Origin of the sequence: Sphingobacterium psychroaquaticum, from assembly GCF_004421025.1 — a bacterium.
GTDB classification, from domain to species: domain Bacteria; phylum Bacteroidota; class Bacteroidia; order Sphingobacteriales; family Sphingobacteriaceae; genus Sphingobacterium; species Sphingobacterium psychroaquaticum.
Genome location: NZ_CP038029.1, coordinates 2,569,269 through 2,587,554, shown reverse-complemented (window position 1 = coordinate 2,587,554; position 18,286 = coordinate 2,569,269). Strand labels below are relative to the sequence as shown.

15 protein-coding genes are annotated in these 18,286 nt (G+C 42.0%); 9 read left to right on the top strand and 6 right to left on the bottom strand.

Annotated elements, in window-relative coordinates; all coding sequences use genetic code 11:
- Nucleotides 1–3: 3 nt before the first annotated feature.
- From E2P86_RS10970 to E2P86_RS10955, 4 genes are read right to left on the bottom strand one after another with little or no spacing between them, the layout of a single operon-like run.
- Nucleotides 4–462, bottom strand: coding sequence for a hypothetical protein (locus tag E2P86_RS10970; protein WP_085471568.1), 459 nt, complete (start codon nt 460–462; stop codon nt 4–6).
- Nucleotides 459–1,295, bottom strand: a complete 837-nt coding sequence (locus E2P86_RS10965; RefSeq protein ID WP_085471569.1) for a phytoene/squalene synthase family protein — start codon at nt 1,293–1,295, stop codon at nt 459–461. The genes E2P86_RS10970 and E2P86_RS10965 overlap by 4 nt, the downstream gene beginning before the upstream one ends.
- Nucleotides 1,292–2,773, bottom strand: coding sequence for a phytoene desaturase family protein (locus E2P86_RS10960; RefSeq protein WP_134432978.1), 1,482 nt, complete (start codon nt 2,771–2,773; stop codon nt 1,292–1,294). Before E2P86_RS10960 ends, E2P86_RS10965 begins: the two co-directional genes overlap by 4 nt.
- Nucleotides 2,770–3,432: a MarR family winged helix-turn-helix transcriptional regulator gene (locus E2P86_RS10955; protein WP_085471571.1), complete on the bottom strand. Its 663-nt coding sequence runs from the start codon at nt 3,430–3,432 to the stop codon at nt 2,770–2,772. Before E2P86_RS10955 ends, E2P86_RS10960 begins: the two co-directional genes overlap by 4 nt.
- Nucleotides 3,433–3,808: 376 nt before the next feature.
- Here E2P86_RS10955 and E2P86_RS10950 point away from each other — a divergent pair, with 376 nt between their 5' ends.
- The 8 genes from E2P86_RS10950 (at nt 3,809) to E2P86_RS10915 (ending at nt 16,194) form a co-directional block, all read left to right on the top strand.
- Nucleotides 3,809–4,822, top strand: coding sequence for a LacI family DNA-binding transcriptional regulator (locus tag E2P86_RS10950; RefSeq protein WP_166785189.1), 1,014 nt, complete (start codon nt 3,809–3,811; stop codon nt 4,820–4,822).
- Between the two features lie 269 nt (nt 4,823–5,091).
- Nucleotides 5,092–6,006 carry a ribokinase gene (gene rbsK, locus E2P86_RS10945; RefSeq protein ID WP_085471573.1) on the top strand — a complete coding sequence of 305 codons (915 nt, stop codon included), beginning with the start codon at nt 5,092–5,094 and terminating at the stop codon, nt 6,004–6,006.
- A 28-nt stretch (nt 6,007–6,034) separates the two neighbouring features.
- Nucleotides 6,035–7,039, top strand: a complete 1,005-nt coding sequence (locus E2P86_RS10940) for a GRP family sugar transporter (RefSeq protein ID WP_085471574.1) — start codon at nt 6,035–6,037, stop codon at nt 7,037–7,039.
- 11 nt (nt 7,040–7,050) lie between these two features.
- Entirely contained in the window at nt 7,051–8,088 is a 1,038-nt protein-coding gene (locus E2P86_RS10935) for a nucleoside hydrolase (RefSeq protein WP_134432974.1), read from the top strand.
- A 28-nt stretch (nt 8,089–8,116) separates the two neighbouring features.
- Nucleotides 8,117–11,407, top strand: a complete 3,291-nt coding sequence (locus tag E2P86_RS10930; RefSeq protein ID WP_206367960.1) for a SusC/RagA family TonB-linked outer membrane protein — start codon at nt 8,117–8,119, stop codon at nt 11,405–11,407.
- Nucleotides 11,408–11,420: 13 nt separating this feature from the next.
- A complete protein-coding gene (locus E2P86_RS10925) occupies nt 11,421–13,211 on the top strand; it encodes a RagB/SusD family nutrient uptake outer membrane protein (RefSeq protein ID WP_134432972.1) in 1,791 nt (596 codons plus the stop codon).
- Between the two features lie 17 nt (nt 13,212–13,228).
- Nucleotides 13,229–15,010 (top strand): BACON domain-containing protein, encoded by a 1,782-nt coding sequence (locus E2P86_RS18440; protein ID WP_166785188.1) that lies wholly within the window; start codon nt 13,229–13,231, stop codon nt 15,008–15,010.
- A gap of 11 nt (nt 15,011–15,021) precedes the next feature.
- A complete protein-coding gene (locus tag E2P86_RS10915) occupies nt 15,022–16,194 on the top strand; it encodes a hypothetical protein (protein WP_134432968.1) in 1,173 nt (390 codons plus the stop codon).
- 104 nt (nt 16,195–16,298) lie between these two features.
- Here the strand turns inward: E2P86_RS10915 and E2P86_RS10910 are convergent, their stop codons facing one another.
- Both E2P86_RS10910 and E2P86_RS10905 read right to left on the bottom strand, forming a co-directional pair.
- Complete coding sequence (locus E2P86_RS10910) at nt 16,299–16,664, bottom strand: nuclear transport factor 2 family protein (RefSeq protein ID WP_134432966.1); 366 nt, start codon at nt 16,662–16,664, stop codon at nt 16,299–16,301.
- A gap of 67 nt (nt 16,665–16,731) precedes the next feature.
- Complete coding sequence (locus tag E2P86_RS10905) at nt 16,732–17,370, bottom strand: dihydrofolate reductase family protein (protein WP_134432964.1); 639 nt, start codon at nt 17,368–17,370, stop codon at nt 16,732–16,734.
- Nucleotides 17,371–17,927: 557 nt separating this feature from the next.
- Between E2P86_RS10905 and E2P86_RS10900 the strand changes: the two genes are divergently transcribed.
- Nucleotides 17,928–18,281, top strand: coding sequence for a hypothetical protein (locus E2P86_RS10900; RefSeq protein WP_134432962.1), 354 nt, complete (start codon nt 17,928–17,930; stop codon nt 18,279–18,281).
- The last annotated feature ends 5 nt before the right edge of the window (nt 18,282–18,286 follow it).

The following is an 18,286-nucleotide window of genomic DNA, read 5'->3' as shown; positions in this document are numbered from 1 at the left end:
AGTTTAGTCTTTTAAAAACGGTTCAATGTTCTTTTGCAAAATCGCCGATCCAATTTGGTGGCGGTTTTCCTTAATAAATTCGGTGTCCTCATTTATGTTTGATTTATATCCTAAAAATGAAGGTGCATTTTTTTGAACTGAAAGCCGAATAAACCTTAATTCTATATTGTATGGTTCTTTTTCTAGTGCGTGCTCAATGTTTTTCTTCCCTTCTTTAAATGTATGGAGTTTACTTATCGGGCTAAAGACGTGATTTGCCCAAATGGTTTGTGAACCACCTAAATAAGCCAAATGTGTGGCTGAATTGTTTTTTGTTTCCATCAATTCCGCAATCATTTTTTCGCACAACGCCTTGTTTGATACGAGCTTGTTGTAATTAGTCCTTACTTCATCCAAGTCGGTTGAGTTAAAACTCATAAAAAAGAATGTCGTTGATATTAGTAAGCCAGTAAATTTGATCATAGAAAAGCAGTTTTATATCTTACATAACTTTTGAATGCCACCAATGCCTTCTCAGAATTAGGAACCCGAATTCTGTTGTTCAGTATCTCTTTGGAAGATCTTCTTTTTATTTTCCGGAACAACAATAAATAGTACTTGTAAGCTAAATAAACCCCAAACATTGCGGAATTGGGTAGCATTTTAATCCCGATTAAAGCCTCCTTGAACTCTTTTTCTATTTCCTTTTCAATTTCACATTTCACACAATTATCAAATATGCACATATCAATATTCGGAAAATAAGTCCTGCCCAAAATCTGATAGTCATCTTTTAGATCCCTTAAAAAATTAACTTTCTGAAAAGCTGATCCCAGTTTCATTGCGTAAGGCTTCAATTCACTATACTTTTCCATATTCCCATCTGTAAAAACTTGCAGACACATCAGCCCAACTACCTCCGCTGAACCAAAAATATATTCTTCGTATAGCTCTGAATTGTACTCTATTTTCTGCAAATCCATCTCCATACTATGTAAAAACTGTTCAATTAGACTTTTGTCAATTTTATACTGATTTACTGTTTCCTGAAACGATTGTAGAATAGGATTGAGCGAAATCCCTTCATGCAGGGCAGCGTGGGTTTCAGCTTTTAACCGATTCAATAGTTTCTCTTTGTCGTACCCGTGAAAACTGTCTACGATTTCATCTGCTAATCTCACATAACCATATATTGCATATATTGCAGAACGAATAGATGGTTTCAACGCTAAAATTCCCAAGGAAAAACTCGTACTATATTTTTGCGTTGTTATCTTACTTACCGAGTGCGATAGTTCATCGAATAACTTTTTCATAGCTCTTCGTGTTTAAGTTTGATTATTTCATTCGCTACAATTTTTCCAGATATGATGGAAGGGGGAACGCCGGGGCCAGGAACGGTCAATTGGCCGGTATAGAATAAGTTTTTCAATCTCTTGCTTTTTATTTTAGGTTTTAAAACCGCAGTTTGACCGAGTGTGTTTGCCAATCCGTAAGCATTCCCCCCATACGCATTGTAGTCGGAAACAAAATCGCTAACACAGTAACTTCTTTTGTATTCAATCATGGATCGTAAACCGGCTACACCTGTATGTTTCTCAATTCTTGCAAGCATTTCCGTTAAATATTGTTCCCGGACAAACTCCTCATCGTTGATTCCGATAGCTAAAGGCATCAACAAAAACAGGTTTTCTTTACCCTTGGGGGCAACGGTATTATCTGTCTTTGATGGACAACAGGTATAAAACAGTGGTTTCCCCGGCCATTTCTTCGCTCCGTAGATGCAATCAATATGTTCGTCCAGATCATTCTCAAAGAAAAGTGTATGATGCTTGAGGTTGGGAATAGATTGCTTGATACCTAAATAATAGATCAAACTTGATGGAGCAAATGTTTTGTTTTGCCAGTATGCTTCCGAATAATTTCTATACTCTTTATTTAGGAGTGTTTCCGTATGGTGATAATCTGAAGAAGCTATGACAGCATCAAACTCATAGATTTCGCCATTGATGGTTAAAGAGCTTACCTTGCCATTTTGTGTATTTATACTTTCAACGGTTTTATTAAAATGAAAAACAGCACCCTGGTTTTCGGCTACTTTTTTCATCGCCAACACCAATTGATAAAAACCGCCATTTGGGTAATGTGTTCCTAGCGCATAACCTCCGTAATTCATCAAACTATACAATGCGGGAATATTTTTTGGAGATGCACCCAGAAAAATTACAGGAAACTCCATCAATGTTCTTAATTTTTCATTCTTAAAGTATTTTGCGACATAGTTTCTGAAGTTAGTCAACAAATCTAATTTCAATGCACTTTTTGCTATTTTTGGAGAAATGAACTCAAACCAATTATGGCAAGGCTTGTTCACAAAATCCTGCATTCCAGCTTCATACTTGAATTTAGCCGACTTCATGAATTTTTCTAATTGCAAGCCTGCGCCCTTTTCAATTTGTTCGAACAAGAGTTTAAGTTCTTCTAGATTCTTAGGGACACTAATTTTATCTTGTGAAAAAATTATTTCAAACTGCGGATTTAATGTAATCAGCTCAAAGAAATCAGAACTTTTATGACCGAAATCAGCAAAAAAGCTTTCAATAATATCCGGCATCCAGTACCAACTTGGTCCCATATCAAAGACATAACCTTGTGCGGTAGAAAATTGTCTTGCTCTTCCCCCTGGTCGATCGTGTTTTTCAAATACAGAAACTTCATTACCCGCTTTTGCCAAATAAGCACTTGTGGATAATCCCGAAAAACCGGAACCAATAACGGCTATTCTTTTCTTCATCCCTTTCTATCTTTTAAAACATCGTTCAATAAATATTCTGGGTCAATATTTTTATCGTAGATCTGTTGATGAAAATCATTGAGTTTGTTCAGCAACCTGATTAAATCCATTTTTTCGTTATGGGTTAAATCTCCTGTAACTATTTCAGTTGCTTTTCTTATTTTATCCATTTGCCTTTCTAAAATCTGCATTCCCTTGTTGCTGATTTTTAAAACTTTACTTCTTTTGTCTGTGTCAGAATCAGTTTGATTTACCCAACCTTGAGCAATTAGGCGGTTAATAACTTGCATTCCTGCTGGTTTTTCGTGTACGTTCCTTTTTATCAATTCCATTTTAGTCATTTCGCCGAAAGCTTTTAAGTTAATGAGGTAAATAAAATCCTCCTGCGTAGAGAATTCTGAACCGAATATTGCCGATTTGGAATAACTCTTAGCATATCTATTCATATGGACGATTAAAGTATTGATGACACTTTCCGCACTACGTCCCTTTTCTTTTCCTTCCCAATTAGGCTCCTTATTTCTCTCCTCATCTTTATAGTTGTCGACTATCCATCTTTTAAAGCCTTCGATATCATTAGGATATGTTCTGTCTTGAGAAATATTTGCCTCAAATTCTTCAAGCAGATTGACAACATTTTTTAAAATATCATATTTCATACACACTGAGTTGGTATGTAAATATACTATATTTTGTTAAAAAAGTATATTTTTATACAAAATGCTTTAGGTGCTTGTTTTTTTGTACTGTAAGACTATTGATAAGGTCGGTAGTGTATATATCTGTTTGGGGGCGATACAAACGATACTACCTTCCTGAAAATCGTAAGATTGTCGTCCGTATTTCATATGGCTGGCACAATAGTTTTTAAACATAATGGAAAAAATCACAACTGATAAGAGTAGCCTCTTTCATCATCTCATTCATCTTGCAAAAAATCAATCCTAAATAGTACATGGAATTTATTATTTTTGATTTGTATCCCTAGTCGGGTAACGCTATCACGTTCAGTAAATCTCAAGAAAACATATGGCCATGCAAGGAAACGTAACTATAAAGACCGTTGCTCAGGAAACGGGCTTATCCTTAACAACTGTTTCTAGGGTGCTGAATGGTACAGCGGAGAAATACCGTATTTCTGAAGCGACGCAGGCTGCGGTCCTTGCCGAAGCCAAGAAGCAAGGGTACATCCCCAATATGGCGGCAAAAACCCTACGATTGAATAAGAGTCGTACCATTGGCCTGATTGTTCCTACGCTTAATAATCCGTTCTTTTCTTTGGTCGCCAGTACGGTCAGTAAATTACTGTACGCCCAAGGATATGTGGTGTTGATGAGCGACTGTGCGAATGACCCCGAAGAGGAACGCAAATTAATCAAGACCTTCTTGACGCAAAATATTGAAGGTATCTTAGCGATTCCCGTGGGTGGGCGGAAGAACTATGAACTCCTAGAGAAGGGCGGAGTGCCCACCGTATTTATTGACCGCTTTTTTGAAGAAAGCAAAATCCCCTATGTAGCAACCGATCATTTTGATTCAGCGTTTAAATTGATGGAACACTTGGTGGAGCATGGACATACACTGATCGCTTGTATCCAAGGAGATGTGCAGACCATTTCCAATCAATACCGAGTAAAAGGTTATTTGGAGGCATTAAAGAAACATAATATCGGTTATTCCTATTTGAAAGGAGGCAGCTTTACGACGGATGAAGGATATCTGGAAACAAAAATACTCCTGAAACAATCGCAAAAGCCCACCGCAATTATGGCACTTAGTGATACCATATTGCTTGGGGCACTGAAAGCGATACGAGAAGAGGGGATGTCGATTCCAGAAGATATTTCTGTCGTGTCTATCGATAATTCATCCTATTTAGATTTTCTGTCTGTTCCAATTACATCTGTTTCTCACCCTATTACAGAGATCACGCAGCTGGCCATAAAGATGTTGCTGGATCAAATGGGGGCCAGCCAAGCGTCTGCTCCGACGAATATTGTACTGGAAGCAAAGCTTATTGCGCGGAAATCAGTACAATATATTCCTTGATAATCAATACGCTGTAAACTTTTTGTTATCTAATAAATAATATAATTAAACATTTTTAAAGATTATTTTAAAACAGATTAAAGCCTTTTAAAGGGCTTTTTTGGTTTAAAATGAGGGAGTTTGGTATGATCGTTACGCGATTTCTGTTGTTATTAAATTATTAAATATCAGGGTTGTGTTTGCTATATATAGTATTTTGTTTTTATATTAGCGACAACGTTATCGCAAAAGGTAACCAATTATTAGATACCATTTTACCATAATAAATAATGAAACAAAAAAAAATCATTGTGATCGGCAGTTCCAATACGGATATGGTTGTTAAGACCTCGAATTTTCCAAAACCAGGCGAGACGGTGTTAGGTGGGGAATTTTTGATGAATCCAGGCGGCAAGGGGGCGAATCAAGCCGTAGCTGCTGCGAGGTTGGGCGCGAATGTAAGTTTTGTAGGACGTGTAGGGAATGATCTTTTTGGAAAAGAGGCGGTTGCTCATCTGCAAGAAGAGGGCATTGATGTGACCCATATCGAATATGATGCAAAACTTAGTTCTGGGATAGCTTTGATTACGGTAGATCAAAAGGCCGAAAATACAATTGTGGTAGCCTCGGGGGCTAACAATGCACTGCATGTTGATGATTACAGTAAGCTTGATGCATTAATTGACGCCGATGCCATTGTGTTGATGCAGCTGGAAATCCCCTTGGAAACAGTTCGCCAAATGGCGCAGTATGCAAAATCGCGCGGTGCGCTGGTTGTTCTGAATCCTGCGCCGGCCGCCGAATTGGCGGCAGATATATTGCAGTTTGTGGATATCATCACGCCCAATGAGCATGAGATTTCTACGTTGACCCAGACAGAGGTTACAGATGCAGAAACCGCAGGTAAGGCCGCCTCGTTGCTCGCGGCTAAAGGGCCTGCCATTGTGCTGGTCACCATGGGGAGCAAGGGCGTACTCTTGTTTCAGGAAAATAACCAACATGCCTTTGCTGCAGAAAAGATTGTCGCGGTAGATACGACAGCTGCTGGTGATGTCTTTAATGGTGCTTTTGTTGCATTTTTGAGTAAAGGTTATAGCTTACATCAAGCTATCGCTTTGGCAAATCACGCGGCTGGCATTTCCGTCACACGTAATGGAGCACAATCCTCAGCTCCCTTTCTCCATGAATTAAGTATTGACTTTTAAGATTTGATAACCAAATAACCAATTAACCATGTTTATAGTAAAAGAATATGTATTAGCTGTGGTACTCTGTATCGTGACCATGCTCTGCTGGGGATCGTGGGGGAACACCCAGAAATTAGCGAGTAAGAATTGGCGATTTGAACTTTTCTATTGGGATTATGTGCTGGGTATATTGCTGTTTTCTATTATTTCAGCCTTTACCTTAGGAAGTATAGGGGCGGAGGGAAGATCTTTCGTGGCCGACCTAAAACAAGTTTCTTCCACTAATCTTCTCCGGGCTTTATTGGGCGGTATTATTTTCAATGCGGCCAATATCCTGTTATCTGCTTCCATCGCGATTGCAGGAATGTCGGTCGCATTTCCTGTGGGAATCGGAATAGCTTTGGTATTGGGGGTAATTGTAAATTATTCAGGCGCACAAAGTGGTAATCCCTATTATCTGGCGTTCGGCGTTGTGCTCATCGTCATCGCTATTTTGATCAATGCCCGTGCCTATCAATTGAAAGCAAACACGAGTGCTCAGAATCATTCAAATCGTGGTATTATCCTGTCTATTGTTGCCGGTGTTTTAATGGCATTCTTTTATCGGTTTGTGGCAGCCTCGATGGACTTACAAAATTTCGTGAATCCAGAAGTGGGAAAAATGACACCTTATACAGCCTTTTTTGTTTTTGCCATTGGCGTCTTCCTGAGCAATTTTATTTTTAATAGCTACATCATGAAAAAGCCGTTTGTTGGAGAAGCAACCAGTTACCGGGCCTATTTTAGCGGTAGTCTGGGCAATCATTTGACAGGGATTATTGGGGGTATGATATGGGGCTTGGGGAATGCTTTAAATCTTATTGCGGCAGGAAAAGCCGGTGCAGCCATTTCGTATGGCTTGGGACAAGGGGCGACCTTAGTGGCCGCATTGTGGGGTGTCTTTGTGTGGAAAGAATTTAGTGGTGGTCCGCGCGGAACCAAAGCGATGCTGAGCGCCATGTTTTTATTTTTTATACTCGGCCTAGCGGCAATCATATATGCAGGCTTATAACTGTTAAACCCATGAAAAGAATTAAATTTTTAGCGCTTGGCTTCAGTTTGCTGTTCGGTACGATATGTATAACAGCTTCTGCGCAACACCTTAAAAAGGAAAGTCCTGCATTGGTCATTCTGGATACCGATATGGGAAATGATATTGATGATGTCATGGCTATTGATATTTTGTATAAATATGCCGATCAAAAGCGCGCCAAGGTATTGGGGATCATGAATAATAAGAGCTCGGCTTATTCGACGCGGCTGATCGATATGCTCAATACGTGGTATGGATACGGATCGGTGCCGATCGGTCGTATTGAAGATGGTGTGCATATTGATGACTATGTCGATTACAGCAGGAATATGGTGGAAATGAACCAAGATTCTGTGCGGTACCGCTATAGCGTGAAGAATCATGCAGCTCTGCCTGAAGCACATATATTGTATCGTAAATTGTTGGCCGCGCAGAAAGATCAATCGGTCACCATTATTTCCATCGGGTTTTCGACGAACCTAGCGCGATTGCTACAGACCGAGGCCGATCAATATTCAAAATTGTCTGGACGTGAATTGGTTCAAAAGAAAGTGAAACTTCTCTCTCTCATGGCGGGTTCATTCGGGGAAAAAAAGCGGGCCGAGTTTAATGTCATTCACGATATTCCGTCGGCGCAATTTCTGTTTGCCAACTGGCCGGGACAGATCGTTGTATCGCCATTTGAAATTGGGAAGAAAGTGATCTACCCCGGCAAAAATATAGAGACCGATTACCAGTGGGCGAGACATCATCCACTGGTCGATAGTTATAAAAGATATAGACCATACCCTTATGATCGACCAACCTGGGATCTCACTTCTGTTTATTACGTGTTTAACCCCAACAGCCTGGTGTGGCAGAAGTCCGCTTTAGGGAAAATTACAATCGATGATAAGGGATTTATGTTTTATGAGGAAGGAAAACAGGGTAAACATGTCGTTCTAGACTTGCCCGACAATCAAGTGGATGCCTTAAAGGATGCACTGATCCAATTATTAAAAACACCAACCGTAAAGAGACAACAATAAGCGTAGCGTATTAACACAATATAAAATTATGGGACCAAAAATTGTAAAACCAATTTTGATTGGGCTTGCCATGCCATTTATTTGGCCACAAATAGCCCTCGCTTCCGATAGTTCTGCACGAATTATGATGGAGCAAAAAGAGATTCGAGGGCAGGTCGTCAATGCAGCGAATGAGCCATTAGCGAATGTTACTGTCCGTGTAGGGGATGGTTTGGAAGTGGTGTATACCGATGCCCAAGGACGATTTTCGGTAAAATCACCTGCGGTAGGAAGCATCTTGCATTTTACTGCGGTTGGGTATGACCAAGCAAGCGTGGAAGTGAAAAATACCGAAGAGTTGCGGGTGGTCTTGCAGGTTCGCGACCATACCCTAGATGAGGTCGTTGTGGTCGGCTATGGAACCCAGTTGCGAAAGAATGTCGTCGGCGCTGTTTCGACCTTATCGGGAGACGAGGTGCACAATAGACCCAATGCCTATGTGTTGCGCTCCCTACAGGGGCAGATTCCCGGTGTGAACATCAGTATGGTGGATGGTAAGCCGAGCCGTAGTGCCACGATTAATATCCGTGGAAACACGCAATCGATTGGCGCTGGTGGTTCTGCATTGACGCTGGTAGATGGGGTTGAAGCCGATTTAACGGCAATCAATCCCGAGGATATCGAAAATATATCCGTTTTGAAGGATGCTTCGTCTACAGCGGTCTATGGTGCGCGCGGTGCATTTGGGGTTGTTTTGGTGACCACTAAAAAAGCCAAGCGGGATAAGGTAAGCATCAATTATAGCCCAAGCTTCAATGTTTATCAGGAAACCGTAAGACCAAAATTTGAAACGGATCCTCAAGTTTGGTACGACAATTTTAAAGAGGCACATGTCGCGTATCGACATGCCTTGCCAACGGGTATCAATAACTTCTTTCCGTGGAGCCAAGCGTGGGAAGATGAGTTTAAAAAGCGCAAGAATGATCCCGAGAACAGTTATTTGGATTGGGATATCGATAAAAATGGCTTGTATCAGTATTATGGGGAGACCAATTGGCATAATGAGTTTTATAATAAAGCCACCTATGGCATGCAGCATAACCTGAATCTATCGGGGGGCGGAGAGGTTTCGGATTTTATTGTTTCCTCTCGCTACTTTGAGCAGGGTGGCATTTATCGTATTGGAGATGAGAAATTCAAGCAGATCAATTTCAGGGCAAAGGGAGGAATCAATATCGGTAAAAAGATACGGCTGGAAAATAATACAGATTTTATCCGTAGAACCTATCATCAACCTTTTGGGAACCCAAGTTCCTTAACGATCCCACGAAACATCGAACATCAGGGGTATCCGTTGACCAAGGTCAAGAACCCCGATGGCACCTGGACGGCTACGGCTGTGTATACCGGATATGCAGCGATGGCCGATGGAAACAATTACCGGGATAACTTTAAATTTGATCTCAAAAACACCACTTTTCTGACTGTAAACCTGATCGATAAAGTATTGCAGCTAAAGGGAGATTATACCTACCTGTACAACCATTCCAAGCGCTATGATGTGAGCAATCCCGTAAGCTATTCGAACGGGCCCGGTTTGCAGATCAACTACCCATTGCTAAGCTACCTGGATCAACGCGATTACGAAACGGAATACCATGTCGCCAATGCTACAGTCAATTATACACCACAGCTATCCGCCGATCATTATTTGGATGTTTTGGCGGGTTGGAATATTGAAAATAAGAAGTACTACTCCATTCAGATGATGAAAGATGGGTTGTTGAAACCGGATCAACCGAACTTTTCATTGATGGATGGAACCAATTTGACGTTGCAGGATTTGGGAAGTTATGCCTGGGGTTTTAACGGTGCTTTTTACCGTGTGAGCTATAATTACAAAAGCAAGTACCTTTTAGAGGCTAGTGGTCGCTACGATGGAAGTTCAAAGTTTCCATCCAATCAACAATGGGGCTTCTTTCCTTCGGCCTCGGTGGGGTGGCGCATGTCTCAGGAATCGTTTATGAAAGGCATCTCGTGGTTAGATAATCTGAAGTGGCGCTTTTCGATCGGATCGGCAGGTAATGGAAACGTAGATCCATACCTGTATATGGAGATGATGGCTATTTCGAAATCTACGGGCGTACTGACTAACGGTACGAAGGAGTCCAATACTTCGGCTCCGTCACCCATTCCACGAACATTGACCTGGGAGAAGGCTTCAACCACAGATTTAGGGTTGGATATCGATTTGTTTCAGGGCCGGTTAAACTTTGTTGCGGACATCTATGAGAAGAATACCACCAATATGTTTGTCGTAGGCGCGGAAATTCCGGCAGTGGCGGGCTATACATCACCTAAGGGCAATAATGCCGATATGCGCACCCGTGGTTTCGAATTGGCATTGGGCTATAAGGACAAGTTTAATTTGAATGGCGAAAACTTTAACTACCATGTGAAGCTGGCTTTATGGGATAGTAAGTCCATTATTACCAAATATACGAGTAAGACGAACACCTTACCGACGTTGTATTCTAATGCGTACTACGAAGGGATGGAGCTTGGTGAAATTTGGGGGTATCATGTTGAAGGGCTATTTGCTACGGACGAAGAGGCGCAGGCTTGGGGCGTAACGGCGCAGTCTAAGACATTTTGGAGTGGTGATAATGTCAGCTGGAATGCGGGAGATTTGAAATTTGCCGATTTGGATGGTAGTGGAGAAGTGGACAACGGTAACAACACCCTTCAGAATCATGGTGACTTATACAAAATAGGTAATTCATCACCGCGCTATCATTTTGGAATCAACCTTGGTGCGCGCTACAAAGGAATTGGGGTTTCAGCTTTCTTCCAGGGAATTATGCAGCGCTACTGGTATCCAGCCGGTGAATCGGGCTACTTCTGGGGACAGTATAATCGGACCTATGGTTATTCCTTGCCTTGGCAAAATGCAGACCGCTGGACCGAAGAAAATCCAGATCCCAACGCCTATTGGCCACGGTTGCGGGGTTCCCTTGCGGCATCGGGACGTGGTACATTGCGTGCTGCAAATGATCGTTACATCCAAAATGCACGGTATACCAGACTTAAGAATCTAACGGTAGATTATACCATTCCGGCAGATGTATTAAAGAAATATGGTGTCGGGCAGATGCGCGTTTACCTTTCTGGCGAGAATCTATTCTTTTGGTCTCCACTGAAGAAGCATGCACCGAACTATGACCCGGAACAGATTACAGCAGGGGACTCCGACTATAGTGCGGTAACTGGAACAGATGGTCAGGGCTATGGGTATCCCATGACAAAAAGCTATACCGTAGGGTTGAATATTTCATTTTAAAAGATAAAGAGAGATGAATTTTAATAAAAATATGTTAGGGTTAAGCGTTGCGATATTATTCTTATCCTGTCAAAAAAATCTGAATCAGGAACCGATTCGTTCGATTTCGGCAGAGACGTATTTCGATTCAGAAAGTGCTTTGAAAACCTATGCAAATGGTTTTTTAACCCGTTATCTCCCGTCCGTAGAGAATCTCACTCGAGGGGATCAATACAGTGATATCAGTGTGACCACACAGACGGAAGCTTTTTTGAAACCGGGGTTTAATGCGTTGACGACCAACAACTGGACGGCAGGTACGTGGGAACAACTTTACAATGTCAATTACTTTTTGGTCAACCTACAGAAATCGGCCGCTAAGTTAAACAATGACGCCTTGGTAAAGCACTATGAAGGGGTGGGCCGCTTTTGGCGCGCTTGGTTTTATTGGGATAAGGTCAAGCTATTTGGGGATGTGCCTTGGTATGGCGAACCGATAGACCCTAATGATGAGGCGCAGTTATACAAGGGGCGCGATCCGCGGGAGATGGTGATGCAACATGTGCTGGAGGATCTGGATTTTGCGATACTCCACTGCTCCCAGGAAGATAAGTATGTCAATAAGAATGTCATCAACCGGTATGTGGCATTGGCTTTAAAATCTAGGATTTGCCTGTTTGAGGGTACGTTCCGGAAATACCACGGATTGGCGGATTCGGAGAAATGGTTGCAAGCGAGTCTCGCGGCATCGCAGGAGCTGATGAGCAAGAGTCCTTTTGGCCTGTTGGGGACTGTGGGAGAGGAAAGTACTAATTACAAGAAAGTTTTTAAAAGCCTGGCTCCGCAGTATAAGGAAGTGATCCTTTCCAATGAGATGAATATCGAGGAAAATAGGGTACATGATGCCTCTTGGTTTTTTTCATCGGGAACAGCGGGGCAGCGAAATTCGGTTACCAAAGCTTTTGTCAATATGTACTTGAACCTGGATGGTTCGCGCTATACGGACCTCCCAAACTACAATAAGAAGGTCTTTTCTGAGGAATTTAAAAACCGGGATTATCGCTTACAGCAGTCTATTATCACACCGGCATACCGGAAGAAAGTAGCGGGCACAGAGACCAACGATTTTGCCAAGGTATTTCCGGGCTTGGGGTCGCAGCTGACCTATTATCGAATTATCAAATGGAACATGGACGATGATGCCTTTGAAAGCAACACCAGTAGTCAAAACTCACTGTCTGTATTCCGCTTTGCAGAAATTCTTTTGAACTATGCCGAAGCGAAGGCCGAGCTGGGAGAAATGCATACCGAAGAGTGGAACAAGAGTATCCGTTTGCTCCGGGAGCGCTCGGGTGTTAATGGGAAAGAGCCATCCGTGGCCGACCCGTACCTGCAAAACTATTATGAAGGGGTATCCGATAAATGGATTTTGGAAGTGCGTAGAGAGCGGGCGGTTGAAATGCTGATGGAAGATGTCAGACGCGACGATCTGATGCGATGGAAGCTAGGGCAGAAGTTGACGGTCGAGATGGCAGGTATATATATTCCCGAACTCGGTAAGCCTTTTGATATGAGTGGCGATGGAAAGAATGATATCTGTTTTTACTCGACGAGCAGTCCGCGCCCGACGGCGACAGAACCTGGTGTTACGTATGTGCAAATCACCGCTAAGGCGGGGGATGCGGCAACAACGTACGGGATTAATTCGGATAATAATCTGGTGTATAAGCTAGATCGGATATGGTTGGACAAGATGTACTATTACCCGATACCGCAAGCGGCCATTAATATCAATCCCAATTTAGGTCAAAACAATGAATGGTAAATCTCAGGCAGGAAGTAATGAAAAGTATTAATTATTCAATAAATAGATGCATAGTCTGGTTGCTAATCGGACTATGCGGATTGAGCTCATGTTCCAAGGACGAGCTCCTAAACCTTTTTCAACGTCAATCCGATGGGTTGAACTTTGAGTACCTGGCAAACAGCAAAGACTTTGCCATAAAGTCATCCGGTTCCTGGTCGGCTTCATCCAGTACGGATTGGATCACCGTGAGCCCTGCTTCTGGAGAGGGGAAAGGGGCGTCGGAGCAGCAGGTGCAGATCCAAGTCCAGCAAAATACAGGGAACGCGCGCGAGGGTAAGGTGAACATCACACAAGGGGGAAAGAGTTTCGATGTTTTAATTACGCAGGACGAAGGAAACTTGGTGTTCGACAAACCTATTGTTGCCTCTAGTTTTCTGATCAACCAGGCGGTAGATGGTCAAATGTTGCAGCTGCCTTACCAAAAGGGAGCATCTTCGGATCAAGTTGACCTGAAGTTTGAGCTGGAAGGCCCCGGCAGTAAAGGATTAAAGATAGGGGAGCCGCAGTCCACAAATTTAGTGGCTGGAAATGCGACGATTAATATCCCTTTGGTCGGAGTGCCTACACAGACCGGAGAGATCCAGATCAAGATAAATCTGGAGGTGGCCAGTCGTGGATTGAAGAATAGCTTCATCGTAAAGAGCCGGGTAAAAGTAGATGGGGGATTAGATCCACTGGAAAGTCCAACCGTAACGCTTGTTAAGGTTTTACCACGGATGGCAGTATTGGATTGGGGTAAATACATTAAAAATTCAGGTGTTTCCCGTACGTTCGAACTGGAATTGGCAACCAGTCAATATGGTCCGGCTATCCGCCGCTATGCCAATCAGGTAAACTGGTTGAGCTCGACTAGCATTGGGACAGGATCTTACTTCTTTGATTTTAATCGATTTGCCTTTGCCGCTTTAACGCCAAATACTACGTATTGGTTTCGGATTGTGCATAAAACGGTTAACTCCAATAATGTAGATTCAGATGTGAGTTATTTTCAGTTTTCTACACCACGGGAAGAGGTTTTGGGAAGCAATGTGGTGCTCTACAAAGATTTTGATGATTTCTGGTGGGGCGGATCTCCGATCTATCAAGCATTTGGGGTTCAGCCTATCGAAGCTGATATCCGTGCAGGAATGGACCCGCGCTCTGATGTGATTAAAGGTACGGATATACGCACCAACTCATGGAACAACAATCTGGCGAACGCCTTTGCGGGCAACTTGGGTCCAACGGGCGCTCCGGTGTTATGGGATGCTTATTGGGATGGTGCTAAGTACGGTAAAAATCTAACAGCAGCAGATTATGCGGGTTGGAATGGTGAAAATGCGTTTCCATTTACTGGAGGAATCCGTCTGGCATCCGCATCGGCTACGGGTAATTTGAGGACGGCAAAGCTGGATAAACTAGGCGATGTTCCTGCCAATATTTTGATTACAACAAATACCGCTGCTTATTTTGAACCCTATCACAATTGGGGGGAAGATTTTCTGAAGCACTATATACAGATCGAAGGGGACGGCAAAATAACAGATGCAGGAGCGACGGGAGTCATTGATAGCGATAAGCAAGCGTCGGTGACCATGAAGTCAAATGTAGATCCGGTTACGAAGGGGCCTTTGTACCAGACCACGATACCGACCCAACATCAGGTGAAGGTGAGTGGTGCGACAAAGAACACCAGGGTGGTGATACGCACCTATCCGTATTCGGGAAGTGCACATTATCGTATTTGGGTAGATGATATTAAAGTTGAACAGTATTAATGTTGAGGAATATGAAAACAGTAGTAAAATATATGTTAGGTTTAGCGAGTGTTTGGAGCTTAGCGGGCTGCTCCAAATTTCCGCTTCCCGAAATAGTAAAACCTGCGGTGGACCAGACCGATAAGAAGTCGACCACCAATATTTCTGCTTTTGATGCGGCAGCAAATATCTATAGCCGAAATACTGCTTTGCTGGGAAATAATGCGATGCAGGGGTTTAATTTTGATAGCGACGGTTCGATCTGGTATACGCAGAGTGGGGAGAGCGCTGTAAAGCATCAGATTAATCTAGTGAAGTCTGCCGTAAATAAAAACACTTCGATATTGACCGCGAACACAGACTTTATGAAGCTGAGTTACTTTGGACACGGTACCAATACAGCGATGGAGGAGGTCGGGTCGGATCGGTATGTGTGGATCGGTGCGTATGGGAGCGCCAACAATGCGGGGGAATACTGGAATGAAAAGTTGATCGGCCGTGTTAAGTATGTCAAGGGAAAGACGGTAAAGACGAATGAGTGTGATGAGTATTATTATATTGGCAAAGGGTATACGGATATGCATCCTTCCATTGATGCCGAGAATGATTTACTGACGATTAATTATGCGGATCCGACCAATAATGTATTTCGTTGCTTTATGGTGTTTAAGTTGAGTGAGGCGAGGCAGGCGACGATGACGAACACGGTGGTGGAAAGCACGGACGGTTTTGAAACGAATAACCCATCTTCCTTGAATAAGAAGAGCTATACTGTCTACTGTCGGGATTTGACGAAGCTGACACCGGTTGCCAAGATGAAGTTCCGTAAAACGGGCTATGGAAATGCTAATGCGACTTATTACGACTGGCAGGGGTTCGATGTTCATAAGGATAAATTGTATTATGTCGAAGGGCAGTCTAATTATAATTTGTTTGGTAGCTTTTTTACCGATGATGTGTCTCAATCGTATGTTACTATTTTTGATTTTAACGGTAATATCGTGGAGGAACGGACGCAGGTGGCCGTTATCTCTGATCGAAATGCGTTAAAGAGTATTGGGATTACCGAATTGGGGGCGATGGAATCGGAAGGTATCAAGGTGTATAAGGGTAAGTTGTATCTTGGCTATACGTCGCGTGGAATTACGCAGCAGGATACGAAGCATTATCAGAATATTTTTGTTTTTGATGGCGCTAAGAAGTAATATTCTGCTAAACAGCCCTCAATTTTAATTGGGGGCTGTTTTTTTATTGGGACTTCTTCTTTTGAGGGCTTCTCTGGCCTTATCGATTGCCTGGACATTATGGGTTAGACTGAACTGCCGCTTCCACCTACGACTTTTATTCCGTCAGCGAATTTTTTCCAAAACCGGATATACTTGTATTGGGCTTCGAAGACTTGCCCACCGTAATTTCCGTTGAGCTTGATTTGTACGGTAACGATGGCAAGATCGTCTATGATATTTAGTGCTTCAATTGCTGGTGTAAGTGTATCTATTTTGAGCATTCCAGAACGGTAGGTTTCTAAACCCATTTCCTTGGTGATGGTTTCTCCGCTGGGAACGATAAATAGTAGATCCTTATGCAGCAGTTTGTCCAGTGCTTCGACGTTACTGCTTTTCATTGCGTCGTAAAGTTGGTTTTCTAGCGCTAGAATATCGTTTTTCGTTATCATCGTTTGGTTTTTGGAGGTGTCTTGTTGGGTGCTAGTGGACGTTGGTTTAATGACGGGAGCATTGAACTCATTGTGTGAGCGAGGCGCTCTTTTTTGTCAGTTTATACCGTAAGTGCGTTGTGAAATCGGACGGTAAAACTTCTATAATTTTAATATCATAGATATCTTTATCAATCCCCTCAAAGAGTCTAATACCACTGCCTAAGAACACGGGAGCAATATGTATGAAAAATTCGTCTACCAGTCCGGCATTCAAAAACTGCTGGATTGTGTTTGCGCCACCTTGTATTCTGACGTCTTTTCCTTTTGCGGATTTTATGGCTTTGTCGAGTGCACTCTCGATGCCATCGTTGATAAAATAAAAGGTTGTACTACCTTCTTGCACCCAAGGTTCTCGTATTTCATGCGTTAGCACGTAAACATCTGCTTTGTATAGGTCATTTGGCCAACTTGCCTCGCCTTCCTCAAACATGCGTTTACCCATGATGAAGGCCCCCGTGCGTGCAATGGTTTCTCTGATATACGTACCATCAAGGGTATCTTCCTTGCCGCCTTCGACCCCAAGATACGCCCAGAATGCTTTTTGATTGAACATCCAGGAATGTATTTGTGCCGAAACACCTCCCATGGGGTTCTCTGGGCCTCTGTTGTCTCCTGCAAAGAAGCCGTCTAGGGATATTCCGCTATCAAATATTATCTTGCTCATTTTTTTGTTACAGGTTTGGTGCGATTTCCTTCTTTTTAAAATTAGTAATTGATTCTGAAAAACCTATACTTACTCAAAATAGTTGCTATACCCACATTCCGCCTTTATTTAATTACTAATTTCAGTTTTTCTCTAAACATCTGGCTTATTCACAATTAAGTGGACAATAGTCCTTTTATTTGTTTCCTTTAATATAGGGTAAATCTACCCAAATAGGTAATCGATGCCTCATATTTAGTAATATTTTACATTTGGTATTTGTGTTAATCGTTATTTTTTTGATAAACCGGTGCAGCAATTTAATAGCAAATTATTTTTTTAAATAAAACAAGCTAAATACGGATTCCCGTAATTTATGTTCAATATAATTAATAATCTTCATGGTTTAGTTGTTTTGCTGTATTGTGTTGCTCAAAAAAAACAACTATTTTATTGCAAAATACTATTTTTCTATTGCGAACTGTATTAATTCAATTATGAAAAGAAAAGGCCTTTCACTTGTAATGATCATATTTTTTTTATCATTTTTCACTTCTTGTGTAACCAATTATTATACTATGTATACAACAGAGGATGCTGTTGTTTTTCGTAATTCGAAAGAATCTACCATTACTAAAGTTATTATTCCCAAAGGCTCCTCTATATATGTAACTAAGGGTAATTCGGAACGAAGTAAAGTAAAATGGAATAACTATTATGGATGGATTAGAAATTCATCCTACTCGCATTATAAACCTGATAATTTAGTTAGCGCAGTTTCTTTGGATAGTAGCTATACCTCTCCTGGAAGCAAAGTGAGTAATTATCCTTCAGGTAGTGCCTCTGGGGGAACTGTCCAAGTGAAGGGGTATTATCGTAAAAATGGAACCTATGTTAAGCCTCATACTAGAAGTGCGCCTAGAAGAAGGTAGTAGCT